General features: G+C 71.4%; 21 protein-coding genes. 6 read left to right on the forward strand and 15 right to left on the reverse strand.

What is annotated here, in order from left to right:
* Window positions 1–57: 57 nt before the first annotated feature.
* From cobT to QIT00_RS17175, 8 genes are all read right to left on the reverse strand, one after another.
* Complete coding sequence (cobT, locus tag QIT00_RS17140; RefSeq protein WP_282536141.1) at window positions 58–3678, reverse strand: nicotinate-nucleotide--dimethylbenzimidazole phosphoribosyltransferase; 3621 nt, start codon at window positions 3676–3678, stop codon at window positions 58–60.
* 376 nt (window positions 3679–4054) lie between these two features.
* On the reverse strand, window positions 4055–5272 hold the full coding sequence (gene cbiE / locus QIT00_RS17145) for a precorrin-6y C5,15-methyltransferase (decarboxylating) subunit CbiE (protein WP_282536142.1): 1218 nt from the start codon (window positions 5270–5272) through the stop codon (window positions 4055–4057).
* A 145-nt stretch (window positions 5273–5417) separates the two neighbouring features.
* Window positions 5418–6068 (reverse strand): GNAT family N-acetyltransferase, encoded by a 651-nt coding sequence (locus QIT00_RS17150; RefSeq protein WP_282536143.1) that lies wholly within the window; start codon window positions 6066–6068, stop codon window positions 5418–5420.
* Window positions 6069–6266: 198 nt separating this feature from the next.
* Window positions 6267–7106, reverse strand: a complete 840-nt coding sequence (locus QIT00_RS17155) for a MetQ/NlpA family ABC transporter substrate-binding protein (protein WP_282536144.1) — start codon at window positions 7104–7106, stop codon at window positions 6267–6269.
* A gap of 29 nt (window positions 7107–7135) precedes the next feature.
* Window positions 7136–7960: a MetQ/NlpA family ABC transporter substrate-binding protein gene (locus tag QIT00_RS17160; protein WP_282536145.1), complete on the reverse strand. Its 825-nt coding sequence runs from the start codon at window positions 7958–7960 to the stop codon at window positions 7136–7138.
* Between the two features lie 70 nt (window positions 7961–8030).
* On the reverse strand, window positions 8031–8798 hold the full coding sequence (locus QIT00_RS17165; protein ID WP_282536146.1) for a methionine ABC transporter permease: 768 nt from the start codon (window positions 8796–8798) through the stop codon (window positions 8031–8033).
* On the reverse strand, window positions 8795–9868 hold the full coding sequence (locus QIT00_RS17170) for a methionine ABC transporter ATP-binding protein (protein ID WP_282536147.1): 1074 nt from the start codon (window positions 9866–9868) through the stop codon (window positions 8795–8797). The genes QIT00_RS17165 and QIT00_RS17170 overlap by 4 nt, the downstream gene beginning before the upstream one ends.
* Before the next feature lie 404 nt (window positions 9869–10272).
* On the reverse strand, window positions 10273–10920 hold the full coding sequence (locus QIT00_RS17175; RefSeq protein WP_282536148.1) for an HAD-IA family hydrolase: 648 nt from the start codon (window positions 10918–10920) through the stop codon (window positions 10273–10275).
* 110 nt (window positions 10921–11030) lie between these two features.
* Here QIT00_RS17175 and QIT00_RS17180 point away from each other — a divergent pair, with 110 nt between their 5' ends.
* Window positions 11031–11390 carry a hypothetical protein gene (locus QIT00_RS17180; protein WP_282536149.1) on the forward strand — a complete coding sequence of 120 codons (360 nt, stop codon included), beginning with the start codon at window positions 11031–11033 and terminating at the stop codon, window positions 11388–11390.
* A 1-nt stretch (window position 11391) separates the two neighbouring features.
* On the forward strand, window positions 11392–11808 hold the full coding sequence (locus QIT00_RS17185; protein WP_282536186.1) for a hypothetical protein: 417 nt from the start codon (window positions 11392–11394) through the stop codon (window positions 11806–11808).
* A 46-nt stretch (window positions 11809–11854) separates the two neighbouring features.
* On the opposite strand, the gene QIT00_RS17190 is transcribed toward QIT00_RS17185, so the two are convergent.
* The 3 genes from QIT00_RS17190 to QIT00_RS17200 form a co-directional block, all read right to left on the reverse strand.
* Window positions 11855–12361 (reverse strand): GNAT family N-acetyltransferase, encoded by a 507-nt coding sequence (locus QIT00_RS17190; RefSeq protein ID WP_282536150.1) that lies wholly within the window; start codon window positions 12359–12361, stop codon window positions 11855–11857.
* A 303-nt stretch (window positions 12362–12664) separates the two neighbouring features.
* Window positions 12665–13171: a sigma-70 family RNA polymerase sigma factor gene (locus tag QIT00_RS17195; protein WP_282536151.1), complete on the reverse strand. Its 507-nt coding sequence runs from the start codon at window positions 13169–13171 to the stop codon at window positions 12665–12667.
* Between the two features lie 173 nt (window positions 13172–13344).
* Window positions 13345–14508, reverse strand: coding sequence for a glycerophosphodiester phosphodiesterase (locus QIT00_RS17200; RefSeq protein ID WP_282536187.1), 1164 nt, complete (start codon window positions 14506–14508; stop codon window positions 13345–13347).
* A 274-nt stretch (window positions 14509–14782) separates the two neighbouring features.
* On the opposite strand from QIT00_RS17200, the gene QIT00_RS17205 reads away from it, so the two are divergent.
* A complete protein-coding gene (locus QIT00_RS17205) occupies window positions 14783–15454 on the forward strand; it encodes a lysophospholipid acyltransferase family protein (RefSeq protein WP_282536152.1) in 672 nt (223 codons plus the stop codon).
* 99 nt (window positions 15455–15553) lie between these two features.
* Here QIT00_RS17205 and QIT00_RS17210 read toward each other — a convergent pair whose 3' ends face one another.
* On the reverse strand, window positions 15554–17095 hold the full coding sequence (locus tag QIT00_RS17210) for an MFS transporter (RefSeq protein ID WP_282536153.1): 1542 nt from the start codon (window positions 17093–17095) through the stop codon (window positions 15554–15556).
* Window positions 17092–17643 carry a TetR/AcrR family transcriptional regulator gene (locus QIT00_RS17215; RefSeq protein WP_282536154.1) on the reverse strand — a complete coding sequence of 184 codons (552 nt, stop codon included), beginning with the start codon at window positions 17641–17643 and terminating at the stop codon, window positions 17092–17094. The genes QIT00_RS17210 and QIT00_RS17215 overlap by 4 nt, the downstream gene beginning before the upstream one ends.
* A 106-nt stretch (window positions 17644–17749) precedes the next feature.
* Between QIT00_RS17215 and QIT00_RS17220 the strand changes: the two genes are divergently transcribed.
* Complete coding sequence (locus QIT00_RS17220; protein ID WP_282536155.1) at window positions 17750–18157, forward strand: hypothetical protein; 408 nt, start codon at window positions 17750–17752, stop codon at window positions 18155–18157.
* An 8-nt stretch (window positions 18158–18165) separates the two neighbouring features.
* Here the strand turns inward: QIT00_RS17220 and argH are convergent, their stop codons facing one another.
* Window positions 18166–19593: an argininosuccinate lyase gene (argH, locus tag QIT00_RS17225; RefSeq protein ID WP_282536156.1), complete on the reverse strand. Its 1428-nt coding sequence runs from the start codon at window positions 19591–19593 to the stop codon at window positions 18166–18168.
* Between the two features lie 166 nt (window positions 19594–19759).
* Here argH and QIT00_RS17230 point away from each other — a divergent pair, with 166 nt between their 5' ends.
* Entirely contained in the window at window positions 19760–20344 is a 585-nt protein-coding gene (locus QIT00_RS17230; RefSeq protein WP_282536157.1) for a pyridoxamine 5'-phosphate oxidase family protein, read from the forward strand.
* A 71-nt stretch (window positions 20345–20415) separates the two neighbouring features.
* Window positions 20416–21378 (forward strand): bile acid:sodium symporter family protein, encoded by a 963-nt coding sequence (locus QIT00_RS17235; RefSeq protein WP_282536158.1) that lies wholly within the window; start codon window positions 20416–20418, stop codon window positions 21376–21378.
* A 72-nt stretch (window positions 21379–21450) separates the two neighbouring features.
* Here QIT00_RS17235 and QIT00_RS17240 read toward each other — a convergent pair whose 3' ends face one another.
* The gene (locus QIT00_RS17240; RefSeq protein WP_282536159.1) at window positions 21451–21993 is read right to left on the reverse strand and encodes an arginine repressor; all 543 of its coding nucleotides are present in this window, start codon (window positions 21991–21993) and stop codon (window positions 21451–21453) included.
* Between the last annotated feature and the right edge of the window lie 4 nt (window positions 21994–21997).

Genomic DNA, 21997 nt, shown 5'->3' on the forward strand with positions numbered 1-21997 from the left:
CCGCTCCTCAAACGCCGGAGGGGCTGAATTTGCGGGCGGGGCTGAATTCCAACGGCTTTACTTCTCGGTGACGCCCGCCGAGTCGAACGTAGCCACCTCGTGCATGGCGCGGGCCGCCGACTGGACCACCGGGAGCGCGAGCAGCGCGCCGGTGCCCTCGCCGAGGCGCAGGTCGAGGTCGACGAGCGGGCGCAGGCCCAGCTTGTTGAGGGCCGCGACATGGCCGGGCTCGGCGCTGCGGTGACCGGCGATGCAGGCGGCGAGGACCTCGGGCGCGACGGCGCGGGCGACCAGGGCGGCCGCACCGGCGCTCACACCGTCGAGGATCACCGGGGTGCGCAGCGAGGCGCCGCCCAGCAACAGCCCGACCATGGCCGCGTGTTCGAGGCCGCCGACAGCCGCGAGGACGCCGATCGGGTCGGCCGGATCGGGCTGGTGCAGCTCCAGGGCCCGGCGTACGACATCGGTCTTGCGGGCCAGCGTCTCGTCGTTGACGCCGGTGCCGCGGCCGGTCACCTCGGCCGGGTCGGCGCCCGTGAACACGGAGATCAGGGCGGCGGACGCGGTGGTGTTGGCGATGCCCATCTCGCCGGTGAGCAGTGCCTTGTTGCCGGCGGCCACGAGGTCGCGGGCGGTGTCGATACCGACCTCGATGGCCTCCTTGACCTCCTCGCGGGTGAGCGCGGGGCCCGTCGTCATGTCGGCGGTGCCGGCGCGGACCTTGCGCGGCAGCAGGCCGGGCGTCGCGGGCAGGTCGGAGGCGACGCCCACGTCGACGATGCAGACCTCGGCGCCCACCTGGTTGGCGAACGCGTTGCAGACCGCGCCGCCGCCGAGGAAGTTGGCCACCATCTGGCCGGTGACCTCCTGCGGCCAGGGGGTGACGCCCTGGGCGTGCACGCCGTGGTCACCCGCGAAGATCGCCACCGCTGCGGGCTCCGGGATGGGCGGCGGGCACATCCGGGAGAGCCCGGCCAGCTGCGCGGAGATGATCTCCAGCATGCCGAGGGCGCCCGCGGGCTTCGTCATCCGCTTCTGCCGCTCCCACGCCTCACCGAGCGCCTTGGCGTCGAGGGGGCGGATGTTGGCGACGGTCTCGGCGAGCAGGTCGTGCGGCTCCTCGCCGGGCAGGGCGCGGCGGCCGTACGTCTCCTCGTGCACGACCCAGGACAGCGGGCGGCGCTTGGACCAGCCGGCCTGCATCAACTCGGGCTCGTCCGGGAACTCGTCGACGTATCCGACGCACAAGTACGCGACGACTTCGAGGTGTTCGGGCAGCCCGAGCGTACGGACCATCTCGCGCTCGTCGAAGAAGCTGACCCAGCCGACGCCGAGGCCCTCGGCGCGGGCCGCGAGCCACAGGTTCTCGACGGCGAGCGCGGAGGAATACGGGGCCATCTGCGGCTGGGTGTGCCGGCCGAGGGTGTGGCGGCCGCCGCGGGTGGGGTCGGCGGTGACGACGATGTTCACCGGGGTGTCGAGGATGGCCTCGATCTTCAGTTCCTTGAACTGCTTGGCCCGGCCCTTGGGGAGCGACTTCGCGTACGCGTCCTTCTGCCGCATGGCCAGTTCGTGCATCGTGCGCCGCGTTTCGGCGGAGCGGATGACGACGAAGTCCCAGGGCTGCGAGTGGCCGACGGACGGCGCCGTGTGGGCGGCCTCCAGGACGCGGAGCAGCACGTCGTGCGGGATCGGGTCGCTGCGGAAGCCGTTGCGGATGTCGCGCCGCTCACGCATCACGCGCAGGACGGCCTCGCGCTCGGCGTCGTCGTAGGCGGGAGCGGGGGCGGCCGCGGGGATCTCGGCGGAGGGCGCCTCCGGGGCGGGGGTGCTCCCCTCAGCGGCGGCTTCGGCCTCTTCGGCCTCTTCGCCCTGCTCGCCCTCCGCGGTCTGCTCGCCCTCCGCGGACTGCTCGGTCTGCTCGGTCTGCTCGGTCGGGTGGATTTCCTCGGCCGCGGCCACGGCCACTGGCGCCGGTTCGGTGGCCTCTGCCTCCGGGGCTTCCGCGGGTACGGGCTCAGCGACGGCGTCGTCGGCCTCGGTGACCTCGACGAGTTCGTTGATGTCCGTGGCCTCGGGCGCTTCGGTCAGCTGGACGGGCTCGGGGGCGGGGGCCTGCTCGGGCTCGGGCTCGGGTGCGGCCTCGGGCTGCGGTTCGGCGGCGAGGGGCTGCGCCTCCGGTACGGGCTGCGCCTGCGGTACGGGCTGCGTCTGCTGCTCAGGGGCGGGTTCAGCCTCCGGCTCGGGGGCCTGGGGGGCGGGCTGCTCGGCCGGGGCCTCGGCAGCGGGCACCGCCTCGGCGGGCGCTGCGGCTTCCGCTTCCGGGGCGGGTGCGGGCTGTTCGACGGCCGTGGACTCGGTGGCGGGCTCGGTCTTGATCTCTGTCTCGGCTTCCGCTTCGTGCACGTGCTGGGGGGTGGCGGCGGCATCCGGCGCCGCGTTCTCGCCGTCGCGGGGCGCGGGGACCTGAGAGGCCTCCTGCTCCTGCTGTACGGGCTCGGGCTGCTCCGGGGCCTCGTCCGCAGCCCGCTCCGGGTACTCCTCCTGCGGGATCCGCAGCGGCTGCGGCGGGGTCGGGGCGAGGTGCGGGGTGGACGGGATGGAGCCCTCCACCGGCACGAACTCGCCGACCGGCTGGGCCTCAACCGGCAGCTCGCCAGGCCCGGTTGAGGTCACCTGCGGGCCGACCGGGGCCACCGGGGCAGCCTCCGGGACGACCGTTTCTGCACCCGGAACGGGTCCGTCCGCACCCGGCAGCGGCGCCCCGCCGTCGTGCGAGGCCTGCGGGACCTCCAGAGACTGCGGGACCTCCGAAGGCTGCGGGACCTGCGGAGACTGCGGGACCTGCGGAGGCTGCGGGGACCACGGCATGGCGCCCTGGAGCGGGATCTCCCCGAGCTGCGGCTCCTGCGGCACACCGTTCTCGGCGCGCGGCACGTCCAAGTACTCGGGACCGGCGAGGGTCTGCCCGGAGTCCCGCACCCGCACCGGGTGCGGCGGAGTGGCGGTGGCCGGGCCGCGGTCGGCGAGGGAGCGGACCGGGCTCGTGGTGGCGGCCGGGGCGGGCGGGCCCAGGTGCAGCGGGCGCCGACCGTGGCCGTTGGACTGCGCCGAAGCGGGCTGCTGTCCGCCATGCGTACCGCCGTGCTGCGAGGAGGCGGGGCCGGGCACCCGTACGTCCGCGAGGTTCACCGAACCGCTGTCGCGGCCGGACATCTCATGCGGACCGGGCGCCTGCGCCTCGGCCTCCGGAGCCGCCGCCTCCTGCGGAACGGCCTGGTGCGCAACGTCCTGAGCGTCCGGCGCACGATGCTGCGCGTCCACCGCCACGGCCTGCTGCTCGTGCGGCGACTGCGGCGACTGCGGCGACTGCGAGGGCTGCTGTCCGCCCATCACCTGCGGAGCCTGCTCGTACGGGATCGACTCGGCCGGAGCCGCGGCCTGTTCGTACCCCGGAGTCCGAGGCTGGTCGAAGCCCGCGGCCTGCGGCGCGTAGCCGGGCTGGCCCTCGGTCCAGGCGCCCTGGGCGCCCGGCATGAAGAGCAGGTCGTCGTCCTCGGTGGTGGTGCCGGCGGGGTCGAGGTAGGTGTACGCGCCGGGTGCGGCAACGCCCGCCTGGTCCACCGCGCCCGCGCTCGAAGGCAGTCCCTCGCCCGGAACCTGGCCGGTGTCGGTCATGCGTACCCCTCGCCCATCGGTCGTTCTCCTTCGGCCGGCTCGCCCGTGGCGGCGGCAACCGCCCATGGACAAGAACGAGCGTGCGCGCCGCGCGGCACGGAACGGCCGCGTACCCACCCTTGGCGCAGAGGCGCCACAGGCATTCTCGCGGTCGGACCACCGCCGTGTCGCCAAGATCCGCCACGGCCCGCTGTGGACTACGCCACGTCGCGCGTCCTCCGATCCACGCCGTACCACACACGCCTCAAACCGGGCACGTCTACCGGACATTGACGTACGAACCGACGAACGTCCGGGAGCGGTACAACGATCGGCCAGCCTACCGCGCGCGGCGGGGTCGCAAGGTCACGGGGCGCGATACCACCCGGTGCCCTCGTCAGCGGGGCGACTCGCCGCGTGCTTCCAACTCGCCGCAGATCAGGAAGGCGACCGCGCGTTCGCGTTCCGTCCAGGCGCGCGTATCGAGTTCGACGGTCTGCAGGAGCGCGCACTCCACGACGTACCCGTGCTCGGTGAGGTCGCGGCCGATCAACTCGGCCTCGTCGCGCGTGGAGGCGTGGGTGACGATCCGTTCGGGCCTGCGGTCGGCGACGGCGGAGACCACGGCGGCGCCGCCACCCCCCACGCGTACGACATCGGGCTCGGGCAGGTCCTCCAGTACGTGCGGGGCCGAGCCGCGGAGGATCTGCAGCGGGACGCCGAAGCGGCGGGCGTTGCGGTCGGTCTGGGCGCAGGCGGCGATGTCCCGGTCGACGGCGATGACGGCGGCGCCGAACCGGGCGGCCTCGACGGCGAAGGCGCCGCTGCCGGAGCCGATGTCCCAGACGAGGTCGCCCACGCGCGGTCCCAGGCGGGCGAGTTGGGCCGCGCGGAGGCGGTCGTTCTCGCCCTCGTCGAGCCCGTCCTCGCCATAGGCGCCCGCGGGCAGGGCCCAGCCGCGGGGGCGGGCGGCGGGGTCGCGGCCGGCGATCCAGGCGTGCTCCTGGCCGACGGGTCCGCCGATGACGATGACGACGTTGGGGTCGCGCCAGGAGACGTCGGCGGCCTTGTCGGAGGTGAGCACGGAGACGCGTTCGCGGTCGGTGCCGAGCTCCTCGCAGACCACGAAGGTGCGGTGCACTCCCTGCAGCAGCAGGGCGAGCTCGGCGGGTCCCGCGCCCGGTGAGGTGAGCACGGCGACCTTGGTGTGGGCGCGGCACACATTGACCGCGCGGCGCAGGGTGCGGCTCTGGGCGACGACGATCTGGGCGTCGTCCCAGGGCATGCCGGCGCGGGCGAAGGCCTGGGCGACGGAGGAGACGGCGGGTACGACCTCGACCTCAAGGCCGTGTTCGGGGGCGCGCAGGGTGCGTACGACGCCGAAGAAGCCGGGGTCGCCGTCCGCGAGGACGACGGCGGTGCCGCGGTGGGCGGCGATGCGGCGGGCGGCGAGCGAGACGCTGCCGAGCCGGATGCGCTCGGCGCGGGCGGGCACTTCGGGCAGCGCCAGGTGGTGGGCGGCGCCCGCCACGAGCGTCGCGGCGCCGAGTGCGGAGCGTGCCGCGTCCGTCAGGGGCGAGCCGTCCCAGCCGATCACCGTGACCCGGTCGGCCATCGTCGTCAGTCTCCTGGGGGTTCTCGCAGGTCGTCAGTGGGCGGCCGCCGGTCGTGCGGGTACGGGGCGGGCCTGGTGAGCGTACCTGGTGGATCCGGGGAGGGCCGGGCCCGGGCGGCGGGCGCTCACTGCGGCCCGCGGCGGCTCAGTTCCACTCGGAGAAGGCGGTGTATCCGGAGGCCTCGGCCAGCTGGTCGGCGATGCCGTCGAGGTCCTCGGGCAGAAGGCTCCAGACGATCTGGTCGGTGCGGCTGTCGCTCCAGCCGCCGCCGTCCTCGTCTCTCGTACGCGCTATGCAGGCGCCGCGCAGGATGCCCTCGCTGATGCAGCCGATCTTCTGGGCGACCTGCTGGGACGCGACGTTGTCGGCGGCGGTGCGCAGTTCGAGGCGCTCGAAGGCCTGGTCGCGGAAGAGCCACTGGGTGACGGCGAGCGCGGCCTCCGACGCGTACCCCTCGCCGCGGGCCCAGGGGGCGACGACGTACGCGATCTCGCTGGCGCGGACCCGCCAGTCGGTGTGCTGCAGGTGCACGATGCCGACGAGGCGCTGGGTGAGGAACTCGGTGACGGCGAAGACGATGCCGCGGCCCTCGGTGCGCTCGGCGGGGGCGAGTTCGGTGACCCAGGCGCGGGCGTCGGCCTCGGTGTACGGCTGGGGTGCGGTGGTCCAGGCGACGACGTTCTCGTCGTTCATCATCTCGGTGAGGCCGTCGACGTCCGCTTCCTCGAACGGGCGCAGCACGAGGCGTTCCGTGCTGATGGAGATGTCCGGGAACATCGAGTTGGCCGTCGTCATCGTGCCGCTCCGTCACTACTGGTCTGCCGCCGAACCACTGCCGGCCTGCTGCCGAACCACTGCTGTTCTGCTGCCGAAGTGCCCAGCATGCAGCATGCACCCACCGAACCGCACGACGGGGCCCGCACCTTGGCAGGTGCGGGCCCCGTGGTACGTGAGGGTTTGTCAGGTACCGGTGTCCGGCGGATCCGTTGCCGTTCAGTTTTCGGTGACCGGCAGGACCGAGCCCTGGTACTTCTCCTCGATGAACTTCTTCACCTCGGGCGAAGTCAGCAGTTTCGCCAGCTTCTTGACCCTCGGGTCGTCCTCGTCACCCTTCTTGACGGCGAGGACGTTGTTGTACGGATTGCCCTTGACCGACTCCAGAAGGATGGCGTCCTTCTTGGGGCTGAGCCCGGCGTCGAGCGCGTAGTTGTTGTTGATGACCGCCGCGTCGACGTCCTTCAACGAGCGCGGCAGCTGGGCCGGTTCGATCTCCTTGAAGGTGAGGCCCTTGGGGTTCTTCGCGACGTCCTCGGGGCTCGCGTCGGCGCCCGCGTCCTTCTTGAGCTCGATCAGCCCCTCGGAGGCGAGCAGTTCGAGCGCCCGGCCCTCGTTGGTGGTGTCGTTGGGAAGGGCGATCGTGGCGCCCTTCTTCAGCTCGCCGGGGCTCTTGACCTTCTCGGAGTAGAGGCCCATGGGCGGCAGGTACACCTCGGTGACCGCGCTCAGGGTGGTGCCCTTGGACGCGTTGAAGTCGTCCAGGTAGGGCTTGTGCTGGTACAGGTTGGCGCCGAGGGTGCCGTCCTGGAGCGCGGTGTTCGGCAGGACGTAGTCCGTGAACTCCTTGATCTCCAGGTCGAGTCCGGCCTTCTTCGCCAGCTTCTGCTGTACGTACGTGAGGACTTCGCCGGCCGGGGTCGGGGTGGCCCCGACGACGAGCGGGCCGCTCTTGTCGTCGGAGCCGGAGCCGGAGCCCGAGCCGCCGGTGCCGCAGGCCGTCAGGCCGAGCGCGAGGGCTCCGGCGACGACGGCTGCGGGCAGGGTGCGGTTGCGCATGACGGCTGTGTGCTCTCTGCTTCAGATGCTCAGAAGGAGGGCAGGACGGAGCCGGCGTACTTGTCCTCGATGAACTTCTTCACCTCGGGCGACGTGAGGAGCTTGGCGAGCTTCTGCACGCGCGGGTCCTTCTCGTCGCCTTCCTTCACGGCGAGGACGTTGTTGTAGTCGTTGCCCTTGGTGGTCTCCAGGAACAGCGCGTCCTTGGCCGGCTTGAGGTCGGCGCCGATGGCGTAGTTGCCGTTGATGACCGCGGCGTCGACGTCCTTCAGGGAGCGCGGGGTCTGCGCCGCCTCGACCTCCTTGAACTGGAGGTCCTTCGGGTTCTTCGCGATGTCCTGCGGGGTGGCGGTGGCCTCGGCGCCCTTCTTCAGGGTGATGAGGTCATTGGCGGCGAGGAAGCGCAGGGCGCGGCTCTCGTTGTCGGCGTCGTTGGGAAGGGCGATGGTGGCGCCCTTCTTCAGGTCGTCGGCCTTCTTGAGCTTCTCGGAGTAGAGGCCGAGCGGCTCCAGGTGGACGGTGGCGACGGACGCGAGGTGCGTGCCGTTCTTCTTGTTGAAGTCCTCGAGGTACGGCTGGGTCTGGAAGTAGTTGGCGCCGACGGAGCCGTCCTCGGTGGCCTGGTTCGGCTGGACGTAGTCCGTGAACTCCTTGACCTCCAGCTTGAGGCCTTCCTTCTCCGCCAGGTTGTCCTTGATGTAGTTCAGGATCTCGGCGTGCGGCACGGGGGTCGCGGCGACGATCAGCGGGTCGGAGGCCTTGGCCTTCTCGTCCCCGCCGCCGCAGGCGGTCAGACCGAGGGTGAGGGCGCCGGTGGTGAGGACAGCTGCGGTGATCTTGGTGGTGTTACGCACGAAAAGTGCCTTTCTCCATGGGTGGTACGCCCCGTCGGTGGCAACGGGGAAGACGGGAAGCAGGAAGGTGTCAGCCGGACTTGGCCGGGGATCCGGCGGTCGCGGTCGCCTCTGAGGTGGCCGGGCCGCCCGGCAGCAGGCCGGTGAAGGCGCGGAAGCGGAGCGGTTCGCCGCCCTTGCCCGCACGGCGGTGCAGAACCCGGGCGCCGCTGTCACCGGCGAACTGGATGAGCGAGATGACGACGGCGAGGACCGCGACGGTGATCCACATCAGGCTGGACTCGAAGCGCTGGTAGCCGTAGCGGATGGCGATGTCGCCGAGGCCGCCCGCGCCGACCGTGCCGGCCATGGCCGAGTAGCCGATGAGGGCGACGATCGTCGTGGTGGTCGCCGAGATCAGCGAGGGCAGCGACTCAGGCACGAGGACCTTGCGTACGACGGTCCAGGTGTTGCCGCCCATCGACTGCACGGCCTCGACGAGCCCGTGGTCGACCTCGCGTACGGCCGTCTCGACGAGGCGCGCGAAGAACGGGATGGCGCCGACGGCGAGCGGCACGATCGCGGCCTCGACACCGATGGTGGTGCCGACGACGGCGCGCGTGAAGCCCATCAGGGCGACCATCAGGATGATGAAGGGCATCGAGCGGGCGATGTTCACGACCTGCCCGATGACCTTGTTCACGAAGGTGTTCTGCAGCAGGCCGCCCTTGTCCGTGAGGACGAGGAGCACACCGAGCGGCAGTCCGCCGACGACGGCGATGAGCGTGGACCAGCCCACCATGGACAGGGTGTCCAGACAGGCCTGCTCCAGCAGGGGCTGCATCTCCGACCAGGTCACTTGGCGACACCTTCCTTCACGAGCCGCGGTTCGCCCGAGGCGAGCTCCGCGCGTCCGGCCACGTCTGCCACGTCTGCCACGTCCACCTGAAGCCCCTGCTCGCGCAGGAACCCGATGGGCACGACGTTCTCCTCGAAGCGGCCGGGCAGTTCGATGCGCATCCGGCCGACCTGCCTGCCGCCGACGGTGTCCATCGCGGCACCCAGGATCGAGATGTCGATGTTGTACGTACGGGAGAGCTGCGAGATGACCGGCTCGGTCGCCGTCTCACCGTGGAAGGTGAGGTCGACGACGGTGCGGTCGTCGCCGGAGGCCTCGCCGCTGACCGGGAAGAGGGCCGCGGCCAGCTCGGAGCCGGGGGTGGCGAGGAGTTCGCCGACCGTGCCGGACTCGACGATCTGCCCGCGCTCCATCAGGGCGGCCGAGTCGCAGACGGTCTTGACGACGTCCATCTCGTGCGTGATGAGCAGGACGGTCAGGCCGAGCTGCTGGTTGAGGTCGCGCAGGAGCTGGAGGATCGAGCGGGTGGTCTCCGGGTCGAGGGCGCTGGTGGCCTCGTCGGAGAGCAGCACCTTCGGGTCGCCGGCCAGGGCGCGGGCGATGCCGACGCGCTGCTTCTGGCCGCCGGAGAGCTGGGCCGGGTAGCTCCTGGCCTTGTCGGAGAGGCCGACGAGGTCGAGGAGTTCGAGGGCCTTGCGGGAGCGCTCTCGGCCGCTGATGCCGAGGATCTCCAGGGGCAGCTCGACGTTGTCCTGCACGGTCCGCGAGGACAGCAGGTTGAAGTGCTGGAAGACCATGCCGATGCGGCTGCGTGCCTGGCGCAGTTCCTTGCTCGCGCGCTGGCCGCGGCCGGCGAGGGCGGTGAGGTCGACGCCGTCCACCGTCACGGTGCCGGAGGTGGGGCGTTCGAGGAGGTTGACGCAGCGGATCAGCGAGGACTTGCCGGCGCCGGACTGGCCGATGACGCCGTACACCTCCCCCTCGCGCACGTGCAGATCGACGCCGTCGAGAGCGGTTACTTCGCGACCGCGTGAGCGGTAGACCTTGGTCAGGCCGGAAGTGGTGATCACTGGGGTTTCCGTCACTGTCGAGTGCGGGCGCGGGGTGCGCGCCGGGCACGGGGCATTCTTCTTCGGAAGCCGGGCACGGTTCTCGTACGGGGCACTCTCGTACGGGGCACGGAGGAACCGGGGAGTACGCGTGCGCGGGGCGGGGCTCGTTCCGCTCGGGGATGGTGCGCGGACACGGCTCGCGGGCTCGCTTCGGGGCGCGAGGCGGGGATGCGGGGGCCCTCAGAAGGCGCACATTCGACACATACAACGAGCACCGGGCGTCGTGATCGCCTCGGTCGCAGGGGTGCGGTAGCTCGTCGTGGTCATGCGGACCAGTAAAGCAGACAGGCGTACGAGCCGATCACGGCTGTCCGAATAGCGGACCGGATCGGTCCGCTGTCCGGGACAGCGCGCGAGGGGCCTCAGCCGGCGGTGACGATCTCGACGCCACCCTCGACGGCCTGCGCGGACACCGCCGAGAGGTCGGCCACGACGACGTCGGCGGAGAGCTCTTCGGCGGTGTGGGTTGTGGTCAACGCCACGGTCGTCATACCGGCCGCGCGGCCCGACTGAAGTCCGGCGGGCGCGTCCTCGAAGACCACGCAGCGGGCCGGGTCGACGCCCAGCTTCTCGGCGGCGAGCAGAAAGGGCTCGGGGTCGGGCTTGCCGCGGGTGATGTCGTCGGCGGCGACCATCGCGGGGAAGTCGACGCCGACCTCGTGCAGCCGGGCCTCGGCGAGCGGGCGGGTGGCGGAGGTGACGACGGCCCAGCGGTCGCGGGGCAGCGAGGCGAGGAGTTCCTTGCTGCCGGGGAGCAGCACCACGCCGCCGGCCACGTCCTCGACCTCCAGCTGCTCGATCCGCTTCAGGGCGCCCGGTATCCGCTCCTCGGGCAGCAGCTCGGCGATGATCTCGACGGCGGGGCGGCCGTGGAGCTCGACCCGCTCGAAGTCGGCCGCGGAGATCCCGTACTCCTCGGCCCAGCGGCGCCAGCAGCGGTAGACCGACTCCATGGAGGAGATCAGCGTTCCGTCGTTGTCGAAGAGGAGGGCCTCGGCCTGGATGTTCATGGCTCCGAGCGTAAGCGGAACGCCCCGCGCCGCTTACCGGACCCCCGGCCCCCGGCGTGGGACCCAGGGCCGGGCGCGGGGGGACTTTCGTCCCGTAATAGGGTCTCGGCATGCTCATCGCCCTGACGGTCGCGACCGCTGTGGCCGCCCTGCTGCTCGCCGCGTGGTGCGGGTTCGCGGCGTTCCGCGACCAGCCCACCAAGGACTGGCACTTCATCGGCATGGCCGTGGTGACCCTGCTCGCCGTGGTCCAACTCGTCGTGGGTGTCGTGCAGTTGGCGCGCGGCCAGGAGCCGGAGCAGGGCACGACGATCTTCGTGGCGTATCTGATCGGCTGCGCCGCGTGCGTCCCGGCGGCGGGTTTCCTCTCGCTGGCCGAGCGCACCCGCTGGGGTTCGATCACGGTCGCGGCGGCCGGCGTGGTCCTGGCGGTGCTGCAGGTTCGGCTCTACGACATCTGGGGTGGCTGAGATGGCCGCGGAACGCACACGGCTCATCAAGGGCCCGGGGCTGCTGCTGGTCTGGCTGTACGGGGTGATGGTGGTCGGCGCGCTGTCGCGCTCGGTCTACCAGATCTCCACGGAGTTCGACCGGGCGCCGCTCGCGTACTCGCTGTCGCTGCTCGCGGCGCTGGTCTACGCGTTCATCACGTACACCCTGGTGCGCGGCGGCGAGACGGCCCGGCGGGCGGCGCTCGCGTGCTGCGCGGCCGAGCTGGTGGGTGTGGTCGTGGTCGGGGCCTGGACGCTGGTCGAGCCGTCGGCCTTCCCGGACGCCACGGTGTGGTCGGACTTCGGGATGGGCTATCTGTTCATCCCGGTGCTGCTGCCGGTGACGGCGCTGTTCTGGCTGCGCAGGTCTCGTACGGAGGTACGGGCGGCGGTCTGAGCTGTCGAAGGCGCCGGCCCTCGACAGCTCACGGCGTCCGCGTGCCTCAGGCGCTGGTGGCGTAGGCCGCCGGGTCGGTGGCCTCCTTGGCGAGGGTCACGAGCGTGAGGCGCTCGTTCACCTGCCGGGTGCCGACGGGGGCGTAGCCGTGCTTGCGGTAGAGCTGCAGGTTGTTCTCGCTGCGGTGGCCCGTGAACAGCTGGAAGCTCTTGACGGCGCCCGCGAGGGTGAGGCGCTCCTCGATCGCGAGCAGGAGCCGGCCGCCGAGGCCGTGGCGCTGCATCCGCGGGTGCACGATCAGCTTGTCGATCCGGGCCGTGCCGTCGGCGTCGACCCCGCCGCGCACCGAGGCGACGACCTCCGTGCCGAGCCGGGCCACCAGGACGCAGCCGGCGTCCAGTTCGGCACGCAGCGAGTCGAGGGGCTGGGTGAGCGGCTCGATGGAGTAGTCGCCGTACAGCTCCGCCTCGCTCTGGTAGCAGAGGTACTGCAGTTTCAGAATCTGCTCGGCGTCCTGAGTCTCCGCCGCTGAGATGGTCACGCTCATGCCCATATGCGCACGCCTCCCGCTCACCTGTCCGCCGGTTGCCCTTGCTCGCACCTTTCCCCAACAGTCCGGGTGCCGCAACCTCCGCGAGCATTCTGCCCACGCATCCCAGGCCCCGGGAACGCTCCAGCCCCAAACTGCCTTGTGAGATAGTCAACTTCCCTGGGATTTCGCGGTACGGGGTGACGGTCTGCGTCGGCCACCCCACCGGCCCGACCCGCACTCCCGGGCCACGGCAGCCGCAGGGGCCGGCCACGGCTGCCTCGCCGACTGGTGCGGCGAGGGCCGCCGGGGGGGTGCGTCTCCCGGCTAGACGCCGAAGTCCTCCACCGCCAGCAGCATGCGGAGGCGTTCCAGGCAGCGGGCGCGTTCCGGACCCACGCTGCCCTGAGAGATGCCCAACTCCCCCGCGATTTCCCGGTACGTCAGATCGCGAGGCGACAGCAGCGCGTCGACCAGCGTGGCGCACCGGGCAGGCAACCGCCGCACGGCGTCCCGGAGGAGTCGGCGGCGCTCGGCCCTGAGGAGAGCGCGTTCGGGGCAGGTGTGCGCCGTGGGGGCCGGATCGCCGCCGTAGCACCGTTCCCGTGCGCCGGCCCACTCCTCGCGGCAGGCCTCCGCGTGGACGCTCTCCCGCAGCCACCGCTCCGGATCGGCAGGTGGGCCGATCCGGTCGAGGTGTTCCAACAGCCTTACCCACACGGCCTGTTCCAGATCGTCGGGGTCGACCCCGACGACCGGCGCCTCGGCGGCCACTTCGGCGACGAGCAGCGGGCGCAGTGCGGTCACCAGGTGTTCTGCGCAGTTGTGGATCATGCCGGTGGTGACGCGCCCGCCCCGGCGCGGAGTTTCCGGAGCGGGCCGGAGTCACCCGCAGCGGTCCGCGGCCCTCCGCGCTTGACGCGACGGGCGGCTCGCGACCCTCGACCGCCGTCGCCCCCAACAGAGGTGCAGGGCACGGTGGTTGCCCCGCCTTACGCACCCGCCCCCTAATCCCCGCGGAAGTCCTCCGCCGCGAGCAGCGCCGTGTCCGGGTTGTCGGAGAAGATTCCGTCGATGCCCGTGGCGAAGTACGTCTTGAGCGCGCCGAAGACGTCCCCGTACGCGTTGGGGTCCGTGCCCTTGCGGAAGTCCAGCGGGAGGAAGGTGTTCTCGTTGCGCATCGTGTACGGGTGGAGGAGCAGGTCCTCCGCGTGGGCGTCCCGGACCAGGGTCGTGGGCTCGGTGAGGCGGCCCTCCTTGTCGCGCGGGATGACCAGGTCGAGCGTGGGCCCGATGCCCTGGGCGTACGAGGCGATCCACTTCAGGCCCTCGGGCTTGACCAGGTCGGCGACGGTGCGCGGGTCGCCCGACTCCACGAAGTCCCAGGGGCGGCTGGACGCGCTGGAGAGCAGCACCACGCGCGGCCCGTCGATGAGCCTGCTCATCCGCTGCATGCTGCTCGGCTCGAATGACTGGACGAAGTTCGGGGAGTGCTTCTTGTGCCGCCCGTACCTGCGGAGCAGCTTCGCGAGCGGCTCCTCCAGGCCGAGGCCGAGCTTGCGGAAGTACGTGGGGTGCTTGGTCTCGATGTGCAGCCAGACCGGACGGCCCCGCCGACGCCCCTCCTTCTCGGCCCAGCGCAGCACCTCTTCGAGCGTGGGCACCTCCCAGTGGCCGTCGTAGACCGTGTTCTCCTGGCGGTTCTTCGGGATGCGCTCCTTCGCGCGCAGCGTCTTCAGCTCGGCGAGCGTGAAGTCCTCCGTGAACCAGCCGGTCAGGGACTTCCCGTCGACGGACTTCGTGGCCTTGCGGGCGGCGAACTCGGGGTGGTCGGCGACATCGGTCGTGCCGGTGATGTCGTTCTCGTGACGGCATACGAGATGGCCGTCCTTGGTGGGCACCAGGTCCTGCTCGATGACGTGCGCGCCCATGTCGAGGGCGAGTTGGTACGAGCCGAGGGTGTGCTCGGGCCGGTACCCGCTGGCGCCGCGGTGCGCGACGACCGTCGGCACCGGCAGCGAGGCGACGCCACGGCGCCCCGAACCGCTCCCGCCGTCGTCGGCTCTCGCCGTGCCGGCCAGGCCGAACGCGGCTCCGCCCGCGCCGAGCACCGCCGCGCCGAGCAGGGAACGCCTGCCGGGTCCGCCCGCGCCCGACCGCTCCCCCGCCATGTCCCGCTGACCCTGCCGGCCCTGCTCTCCGTGGCTCATATGCGCTCCTCGCGCTCGTGGTGTGCACGCGCCTGTCGGCTGACTGGCCGATGTTAGGGCCCGTCAGATGGCGGAAGGGAGCCCCTGGCACCAAGGAACGGCCAACGGAGAGCCAACATGGATCAACAGTGCGTATCCAGTGGATGAACCCCGGTGTGCATTCCGGACGTGTCCGCGAGTATCGTCCTCACCTGCACAGTCGCCCCTTGCCAGACCCTTGACACCGGAGGAACCGTTGTCCCGCTTCGCGTTCATCAAGGCAGTGCTCGGACCGGTCATGCGCCTGATGTTCCGTCCACGGGTGGAGGGCGCGGTAAACATTCCGGGCGACGGCCCCGTGATCCTCGCGGGCAACCACCTGACGTTCATCGACTCGATGATCCTGCCGCTCGTCTGCGACCGGCAGGTGTTCTTCATCGGCAAGGACGAGTACGTCACGGGCAAGAGCCTCAAGGGCCGCCTGATGGCGTGGTTCTTCACCGGCGTCGGCATGATCCCGGTGGACCGGGACGGCGGCCGCGGCGGTGTCGCGGCGCTGATGACCGGCCACCGTGTCCTGGAGCAGGGCCGTATCTTCGGCATCTACCCGGAGGGCACCCGCTCCCCCGACGGCCGCCTGTACCGCGGCCGCACCGGCATCGCCCGGCTGACCCTGATGACCGGCGCCCCGGTGGTGCCGTTCGCGATGATCGGCACGGACAAGCTGCAGCCGGGCGGCGCGGGCCTGCCGCGCCCGGGCCGGGTCACGGTCCGCTTCGGCGAGGCGATGGAGTTCTCGCGGTACGAGGGCATGGACCGTGACCGCTATGTGCTGCGGGCCGTGACGGACTCCGTCATGGCCGAGGTCATGGCGCTGTCCGGTCAGGAGTACGTGGACATGTACGCGACCAAGGCGAAGGCCGCCTGAAAATCAGCCCCTCCGGCGTTTCCTGTCAGCCCCTCCGGCGTTTGAGGAGCGGGGGCCGGGGCGGAGCCCCTGGGGGTGAGCCCGGCCCCGTTCACCTTGCTAGTGCTCCAGCCCGTCTTCGAGCCGCTGCCCCTTGAGCATGAACCACGCCGCCACCGCCGTGGCGAACAGCACCGCCGCCGCGACGCCCGCCGCCGTCTCGAAGCCCGTCGTGAACGACGCCTGTGCCGACGCGAGCAGCTTCGCGCCCTGTTCCGCGGGCAGTTGGTTCACCACCTCGACCGCTCCGCCGAGCGAGTCCTGGGCCGCGGTGACCGCCTGGGCCGGTACGCCCTCGGGGACCGTGAAGCCGCGGTAGATACCGGTGACGACCGAGCCGAGCAGGGCGATGCCGAGGGCCGAGCCCAGTTCGTACGCCGTCTCGGAGACCGCGGATGCCGCGCCCGCCTGCTCCTTGGGGACGCTGGAGAGGATGACGTCGGCGGTCACCGTGAAGGCGAGGCCGGCGCCCGCGCCGCCGAGGAACAGCGCGACGCACATCAGGACAACGGGGGTGTGCGCGTCGAGGGCCGTGCACGCGGCGAGCGCCAGGCCGACCGCCGCGAGCCCGGCCGACACGGTGAGCCGGACCGAGGTCCGCCGGGCGACGAGGCCCGCGACGAGCCCCGTGCCCACCGCGCCGAGGGCCGCGGGCAGTTCGATGAGCCCGGCGCCCAACGGTGAGCGCATCTGCACCAGTTGCAGGAACTGGGAGAGGAAGAAGACCAGGCCGGCGAGGCCGAGGATGGTCAGCAGGTCGGCGAGGACGGCCCCGGAGAAGCCGCGGTGCTGGAAGAGCCGCATGTCGAGCAGCGGCGACTTGAGCGTCAACTGCCGCCGGGCGAACCAGATCAGGCCGACAACGCCCACCACCGCGGCGACCGCGATGTCCCAGCGGAATCCGTGCACGGCCGCCTCCTTCACGGCGTACACCACCGCGACCATGCCCACCAGGGAGAGCACGACGCTGAGCAGGTCCCACGGGCCCGGGTGCGGGTCGCGCGACTCGGGCAGCAGCTTGATGCCGACGAGCACCAGGACCGCCATCACCGGCAGGTTGATCAGGAAGACCGAGCCCCACCAGAAGTGGTTGAGCAGGGTGCCGCCGACGAGCGGACCGACCGCGGCGCCGGCCGAGGCGGCGGCGCCCCAGATGCCGACGGCGACGCTGCGCTCCTTGGGGTCGTGGAAGATGTTCCGGATCAGCGCGAGGGTCGACGGCATCAGCGTCGCACCCGCGACACCGAGCAGCGCGCGGGCCAGGATCATCATCTCGGGCGTGGTGGCGTACGCGTTGAGCACCGAGACCGCGCCGAACGCGACCGCGCCCGTGAGCAGCAGCTTCTTGCGGCCGATGCGGTCGCCGAGGCTGCCCATGGAGACGAGCAGACCGGCGATCACGAACGAGTAGACGTCACCGATCCAGAGCAGCTGGGTGCCGGACGGCTTGAGGTCCTCGCTGAGGAACGGGGTGGCGAGGCCGAGTACGGTCGCGTCCACCGCGACGAGCAGGACGGCCAGGACGAGCACGGCGAGGGCGAGCCAGCGGCCCGGGTGACGCCCCTCCTGCTCCTTCGTCACACGCTGCGCTGTGCTGGTCATTTCTCCACGCTCCGCCGGGCGCCGCCGAGCAGCAACTCGACGATCATGTACTGGAATTCCTTGGCCGCGAGCCGTCCGTCCTGGACGGCCCAGGCGCCCGCGCCCACGAGTCCGTAGAACGCCTCGGTGAGCCAGGCCGGGGTCAGGTCGATCCGGAAGACGCCCTGTTCCTGTCCGCGCCGGAAGAGGCGGGAGACGCGGGCGTCGAGCCGGGCCCAGCCCTCGTTCTGCTGGTCGCCCTCGAAGAGCTGGTTCTCGCCGACGAGGAAGGACAGGAGCGGGCCGAGGGGCTCCACTTCGGCGACGAGCCGTCGTACGGCGTCGTCGGCCTGCCCCTCGTCGAGCGCCGCCGCGTCGATGGCGGCCTCCAGCTCCTGGATGCCCATCTCCTCCAAGGCCCTGACCAGCGCTTCCCGCCCGGCGAAGTGCCGGTGCAGGGTGGCGCGGCCGATGCCTGCGGCGCGGGCGACCTCGTCCATGGTCGCCGTCGACTTCCGGGAGAGCAGGGCGGCGGCGGAGCGGAGCACCTGGGTGCGGTCGACTGTCATGAGACAACCGTACCCCAAGTGAGACACAAATGTCTCACCTGATCATTCCACGCCTCACGAGTGGGAGAACACGCCTCACGAGTGGGAGAAGGGGAAGGCTGTGCGCATGACGAGACCCTTACTGCTCATCGACGTCGACGTTCCGCTGCGGCCCGAGCAGGGAGGCGAGCTGCTCATCCTGACCGAGCAGTACGAGCTGGTGTGGGCGACGGCCGGGGAGAGGGAGGGGAGCGCGCGGGTCGGGCACCGGCTCGGGCTGCCCGAGCTGCCGTTCGTCGACTGGCCCGCGCTGCACTGCGCATCCCCGCGCGGGACCTTCTGGAAGACGAGCTACGTGCTTGAGTACGCGGCCGGGCGGCCGTTCGCCTGGGTCGACGACGACATCACGGAGCACGACCACGCGTATGTGGAGCGGAACCACCTCGCCGCCGCCCTGTTGCTGCGCGTCGATCCCCGCTGCGGGCTCGCCCGGGCGGACTTCGACGCGCTCGCTGACTGGGCGGCGGCGCTGTAGGAACGCGATCAGTGCTTGGCGGTGGCCCAGGCCTGCTGGACCGCGAGGTCGGCCTTGACCTCGGCGAGCTGGACGGCGACCGCCGAGGGCGCGGTGCCGCCGCGGCCGGAGCGCGAGGCGAGGGCGCCCGGCACGTTCAGGACCGTGCGCACCTCGGGCGTGAGGTGCTCGGAGATCTTCGCGAACTGCTCGTCGGTGAGCTGGTCGAGCTCGATGCCGTGCTGCTCGCACTCCTTGACGCACTCGCCCGCGACCTCGTGCGCGACGCGGAACGGCACGCCCTGCTTGACCAGCCACTCGGCGATGTCGGTGGCGAGCGAGAAGCCGGCCGGGGCGAGCTCCTCCATCCGCTCCCGGTTGACCGTGAGCGTGGCCATCATGCCGGTGAACGCCGGGAGCAGGACCTCCAGTTGGTCGCAGGAGTCGAAGACCGGCTCCTTGTCCTCCTGGAGGTCGCGGTTGTACGCGAGCGGGAGCGCCTTGAGGGTCGCGAGCAGGCCGGTCAGGTTGCCGATGAGGCGGCCGGACTTGCCGCGCGCCAGCTCGGCGATGTCCGGGTTCTTCTTCTGCGGCATGATCGACGAGCCGGTGGAGAAGGCGTCGTGGAGCGTGACGAAGGAGAACTCCTTCGTGTTCCAGAGGATGATCTCCTCGGCGATCCGGGAGAGGTTCACGCCGATCATCGCGGCGATGAAGGCGAACTCGGCGACGAAGTCACGCGAGGCCGTGCCGTCGATGGAGTTGCCCGCGCTGCCGTGCTCGAAGCCCAGGTCCTGCGCGACGGCCTCCGGGTCGAGGCCGAGCGAGGAGCCGGCGAGCGCGCCCGAACCGTAGGGGGAGACCGCCGTCCGGTCGTCCCACTGACGCAGCCGCTCGGCGTCCCGGGACAGGGACTGGACGTGCGCGAGGACATGGTGGGCGAAGAGCACCGGCTGGGCGTGCTGGAGGTGTGTGCGCCCCGGCATGGCGACGTCCGGGTGGGCCTCGGCCAGGCCGACGAGGGCCTCCTGGAGCTCGGCGATCAGTCCGCCGATGATCCGGGCGTGGTCGCGCAGGTACATCCGGAAGAGCGTGGCGACCTGGTCGTTTCGGGACCGGCCGGCGCGCAGCTTGCCGCCGAGGTCCGGGCCGAGCCGCTCCAGGAGGCCGCGCTCCAGGGCGGTGTGCACGTCCTCGTCGGCGATGGTGCCGGTGAACTCACCACTGGCGACGTCCTGTTCGAGCAGGTCGAGCCCGGCGATCATCCGCTCCAGCTCGTCCGCCGTCAGCAGGCCCGCCTTGTGCAGCACGCGCGCGTGGGCCCGGGAGCCCGCGATGTCGTACGGGGCGAGGCGCCAGTCGAAGTGCACGGACGCGGAGAGTTTCGCCAGGGCCTCGGCGGGCCCGTCGGCGAAACGACCGCCCCACAGCCGTACGTCACCGCTGTTGCTGCTCACTGCTCTGCTCCTCGGGGTGGGTGATGGGCGGCACACGCTCACGCTACTGCTCTGCGACAGGACGTGTATGCATGAGTATGCAGTGGACCGTATGTTTCGTCAATCTGCCTGCCCGTCGGCAGAATTTGTTAGACAAACGAATAACTTTTCGTCGATAATCCAGGGCATGGGAAAGACCTACGAGCGCATAGACGGCAGGCTGCGTACCTTCATCGAGGCGCAGCCGGTGTTCTTCACGGCCACCGCGCCGCTCGACGAGAGCGGCACGATCAACCTCTCCCCCAAGGGCCTCTCCGGCTCCTTCGCGGTCCTCGACGAGCAGCGCGTGGCGTATCTGGACTTCGCCGGGAGCCACGCCGAGACCGTCGCGCACCTGCGCGAGAACGGCCGTATCACGCTCATGTGGTGCGCCTTCCAGGGCCCGCCGAACATCGTCCGCGTGCACGGCCGCGGCGAGCCCGTCTTCCGCGACGACCCGCGCTTCCCCGAACTCCTGGCCCGCTTCCCGGACATCGACCCGGCCCTGCACGGGCTGCGCGCGATCGTCGTCGTCACCGCCGAGCACATCCGCGACAGCTGCGGTTACGGCGTGCCCTTCATGACGTACGACGAGGACCGCGATCTGCACGCCAGGCGGTTCGCCCGCGAGGACGACGCCACGCTGAGCGCGTACTTCGAGAAGCGGACGATCGCCCAGAGCATGGACGGACTGCCGGGGGTGCCGCTTCCGCTGCCGCCGAGCCGCGCCTGAGCGACTGGCTGTAGCGACCACATACCGAGACGGCATTGCGGTGCCCGTCCGACAGCGCGTTGCATCCTCGCGTGGAAACCGAACAGACGAACCCCAGCACGACCGCGTCGGAGGACCGGACCGCCCGCCGTGCCGTCACCGTCTTCCCGGTGCTCGTGCTCGCCGCCGGCGCGCTCGGCCTGCTGATACCCGGCGCCTTCACGGACTGGAAGGCGTCCGTGCCGTATCTGCTCGGCATCGTGATGTTCTGCATGGGCCTGACGATGACGCCGCTCGACTTCAAGGGCGTCGCCAAGCGGCCCTGGGTGGTGCTGCTCGGGCTCGCCGCGCAGTACCTCGTGATGCCGAGCCTCGGCTGGCTGATCGCGCACGCGCTCTCGCTGCCTCCCCAACTCGCCGCCGGTGTCATCCTCGTGGGCTGCGCGCCGGGCGGCACCGCGTCCAACGTGGTGACCTACCTGGCCCGTGGCGATGTCGCGCTCTCCGTCTCGGTCACCAGCGTCTCGACCCTGCTCGCGCCACTCCTGACGCCCGCCCTGACGCTGCTGCTCGCGGGCACGTTCCTGCCCATCGACGCGGGCGCGATGACCACCGACATCCTGAAGACCGTGCTGCTGCCCGTCCTCGCGGGCCTCGCCGTACGCCTGCTCGCGGGCCGGTACGTGGACCGCTTCCTCGGCGCCCTGCCGTGGCTCTCCGCGCTCACCATCTCGGTGATCGTCGCCGTCGTCGTGGCGGGCAGCGCCACCGCCATCAAGTCGGCCGCCGCCGTGGTCCTCCTCGCCGTCGTCCTGCACAACGGCCTCGGCCTGACCCTCGGTTACGCGGTCGGCAAGCTGGCCCGGCTCGGGCAGCCCGCGAGCCGGGCGCTCGCCTTCGAGGTCGGCCTGCAGAACTCCGGTCTCGCCGCCTCCCTCGCCACGGCCCACTTCAGCCCGCTCGCGGCCCTGCCCGCCGCGGTGTTCTCGGTCTGGCACAACGTGTCCGGCGCGGTGGTCGCCGCGTGGATGGCCCGCCGCTCGCGCAAGGCGTGAGGGTACGCGGGGAAAGGAAGGCCCCCGCGGCGAGTTGCCGCGGGGGCCTTCGTCGTACGTAAGGAGGGCTGCTCAGCGCGCGTTCTGGGCCAGGGACAGCAGGTGGTCCGCGAGGGCCTGGCCGCCGTCCGGTTCGCGGCTGATCAGCATCAGCGTGTCGTCACCGGCGATCGTGCCGAGGATGTCGTGCAGTTCGGCCTGGTCGATGGCCGAGGCGAGGAACTGCGCGGCGCCCGGCGGGGTGCGCAGGACGACCAGGTTGGCCGAGGCCTCCGCGGAGATCAGCAGCTCGCCGGAGAGGCGGCGCATCCGCTCCTCCTTCGCGGACTCCCCGAGCGGGGCGCGCGGGGTGCGGAAGCCGCCCTCGCTGGGCACCGCGTAGATCAGGTCGCCCTCGTTGTTGCGGATCTTGACCGCGTTGAGCTCGTCCAGGTCGCGGGAGAGCGTGGCCTGCGTGACGGACAGGCCGTCGTCCGCGAGCAGTTTCGCCAACTGGCTCTGGGAGCGCACCGGTTGACGGTTGAGGATGTCCACGATCCGGCGGTGCCGGGCCGTGCGGGTCTGCGGGACGGCGGGGCCGCCCTCCGCACCGGGCTCGTTGTCGCGCAGGCTCATCGTC

It is taken from the genome of Streptomyces luteolus, from assembly GCF_029968015.1.
Classification (GTDB): Bacteria; Actinomycetota; Actinomycetes; order Streptomycetales; family Streptomycetaceae; genus Streptomyces; species Streptomyces luteolus.

What these genes read in the sequence shown, in the direction of transcription:
- cobT (WP_282536141.1), bottom strand. Translation starts at nt 3,678, where the DNA reads ATGACCGACACCGGCCAGGTTCCGGGCGAGGGACTGCCTTCGAGCGCG.
- cbiE (WP_282536142.1), bottom strand. Translation starts at nt 5,272, where the DNA reads ATGGCCGACCGGGTCACGGTGATCGGCTGGGACGGCTCGCCCCTGACG.
- QIT00_RS17150 (WP_282536143.1), bottom strand. Translation starts at nt 6,068, where the DNA reads ATGACGACGGCCAACTCGATGTTCCCGGACATCTCCATCAGCACGGAA.
- QIT00_RS17155 (WP_282536144.1), bottom strand. Translation starts at nt 7,106, where the DNA reads ATGCGCAACCGCACCCTGCCCGCAGCCGTCGTCGCCGGAGCCCTCGCG.
- QIT00_RS17175 (WP_282536148.1), bottom strand. Translation starts at nt 10,920, where the DNA reads ATGAACATCCAGGCCGAGGCCCTCCTCTTCGACAACGACGGAACGCTG.
- QIT00_RS17180 (WP_282536149.1), top strand. Translation starts at nt 11,031, where the DNA reads ATGCTCATCGCCCTGACGGTCGCGACCGCTGTGGCCGCCCTGCTGCTC.
- QIT00_RS17185 (WP_282536186.1), top strand. Translation starts at nt 11,392, where the DNA reads ATGGCCGCGGAACGCACACGGCTCATCAAGGGCCCGGGGCTGCTGCTG.
- QIT00_RS17190 (WP_282536150.1), bottom strand. Translation starts at nt 12,361, where the DNA reads ATGGGCATGAGCGTGACCATCTCAGCGGCGGAGACTCAGGACGCCGAG.
- QIT00_RS17195 (WP_282536151.1), bottom strand. Translation starts at nt 13,171, where the DNA reads ATGATCCACAACTGCGCAGAACACCTGGTGACCGCACTGCGCCCGCTG.
- QIT00_RS17200 (WP_282536187.1), bottom strand. Translation starts at nt 14,508, where the DNA reads ATGGCGGGGGAGCGGTCGGGCGCGGGCGGACCCGGCAGGCGTTCCCTG.
- QIT00_RS17210 (WP_282536153.1), bottom strand. Translation starts at nt 17,095, where the DNA reads ATGACCAGCACAGCGCAGCGTGTGACGAAGGAGCAGGAGGGGCGTCAC.
- QIT00_RS17215 (WP_282536154.1), bottom strand. Translation starts at nt 17,643, where the DNA reads ATGACAGTCGACCGCACCCAGGTGCTCCGCTCCGCCGCCGCCCTGCTC.
- QIT00_RS17220 (WP_282536155.1), top strand. Translation starts at nt 17,750, where the DNA reads ATGACGAGACCCTTACTGCTCATCGACGTCGACGTTCCGCTGCGGCCC.
- QIT00_RS17230 (WP_282536157.1), top strand. Translation starts at nt 19,760, where the DNA reads ATGGGAAAGACCTACGAGCGCATAGACGGCAGGCTGCGTACCTTCATC.
- QIT00_RS17240 (WP_282536159.1), bottom strand. Translation starts at nt 21,993, where the DNA reads ATGAGCCTGCGCGACAACGAGCCCGGTGCGGAGGGCGGCCCCGCCGTC.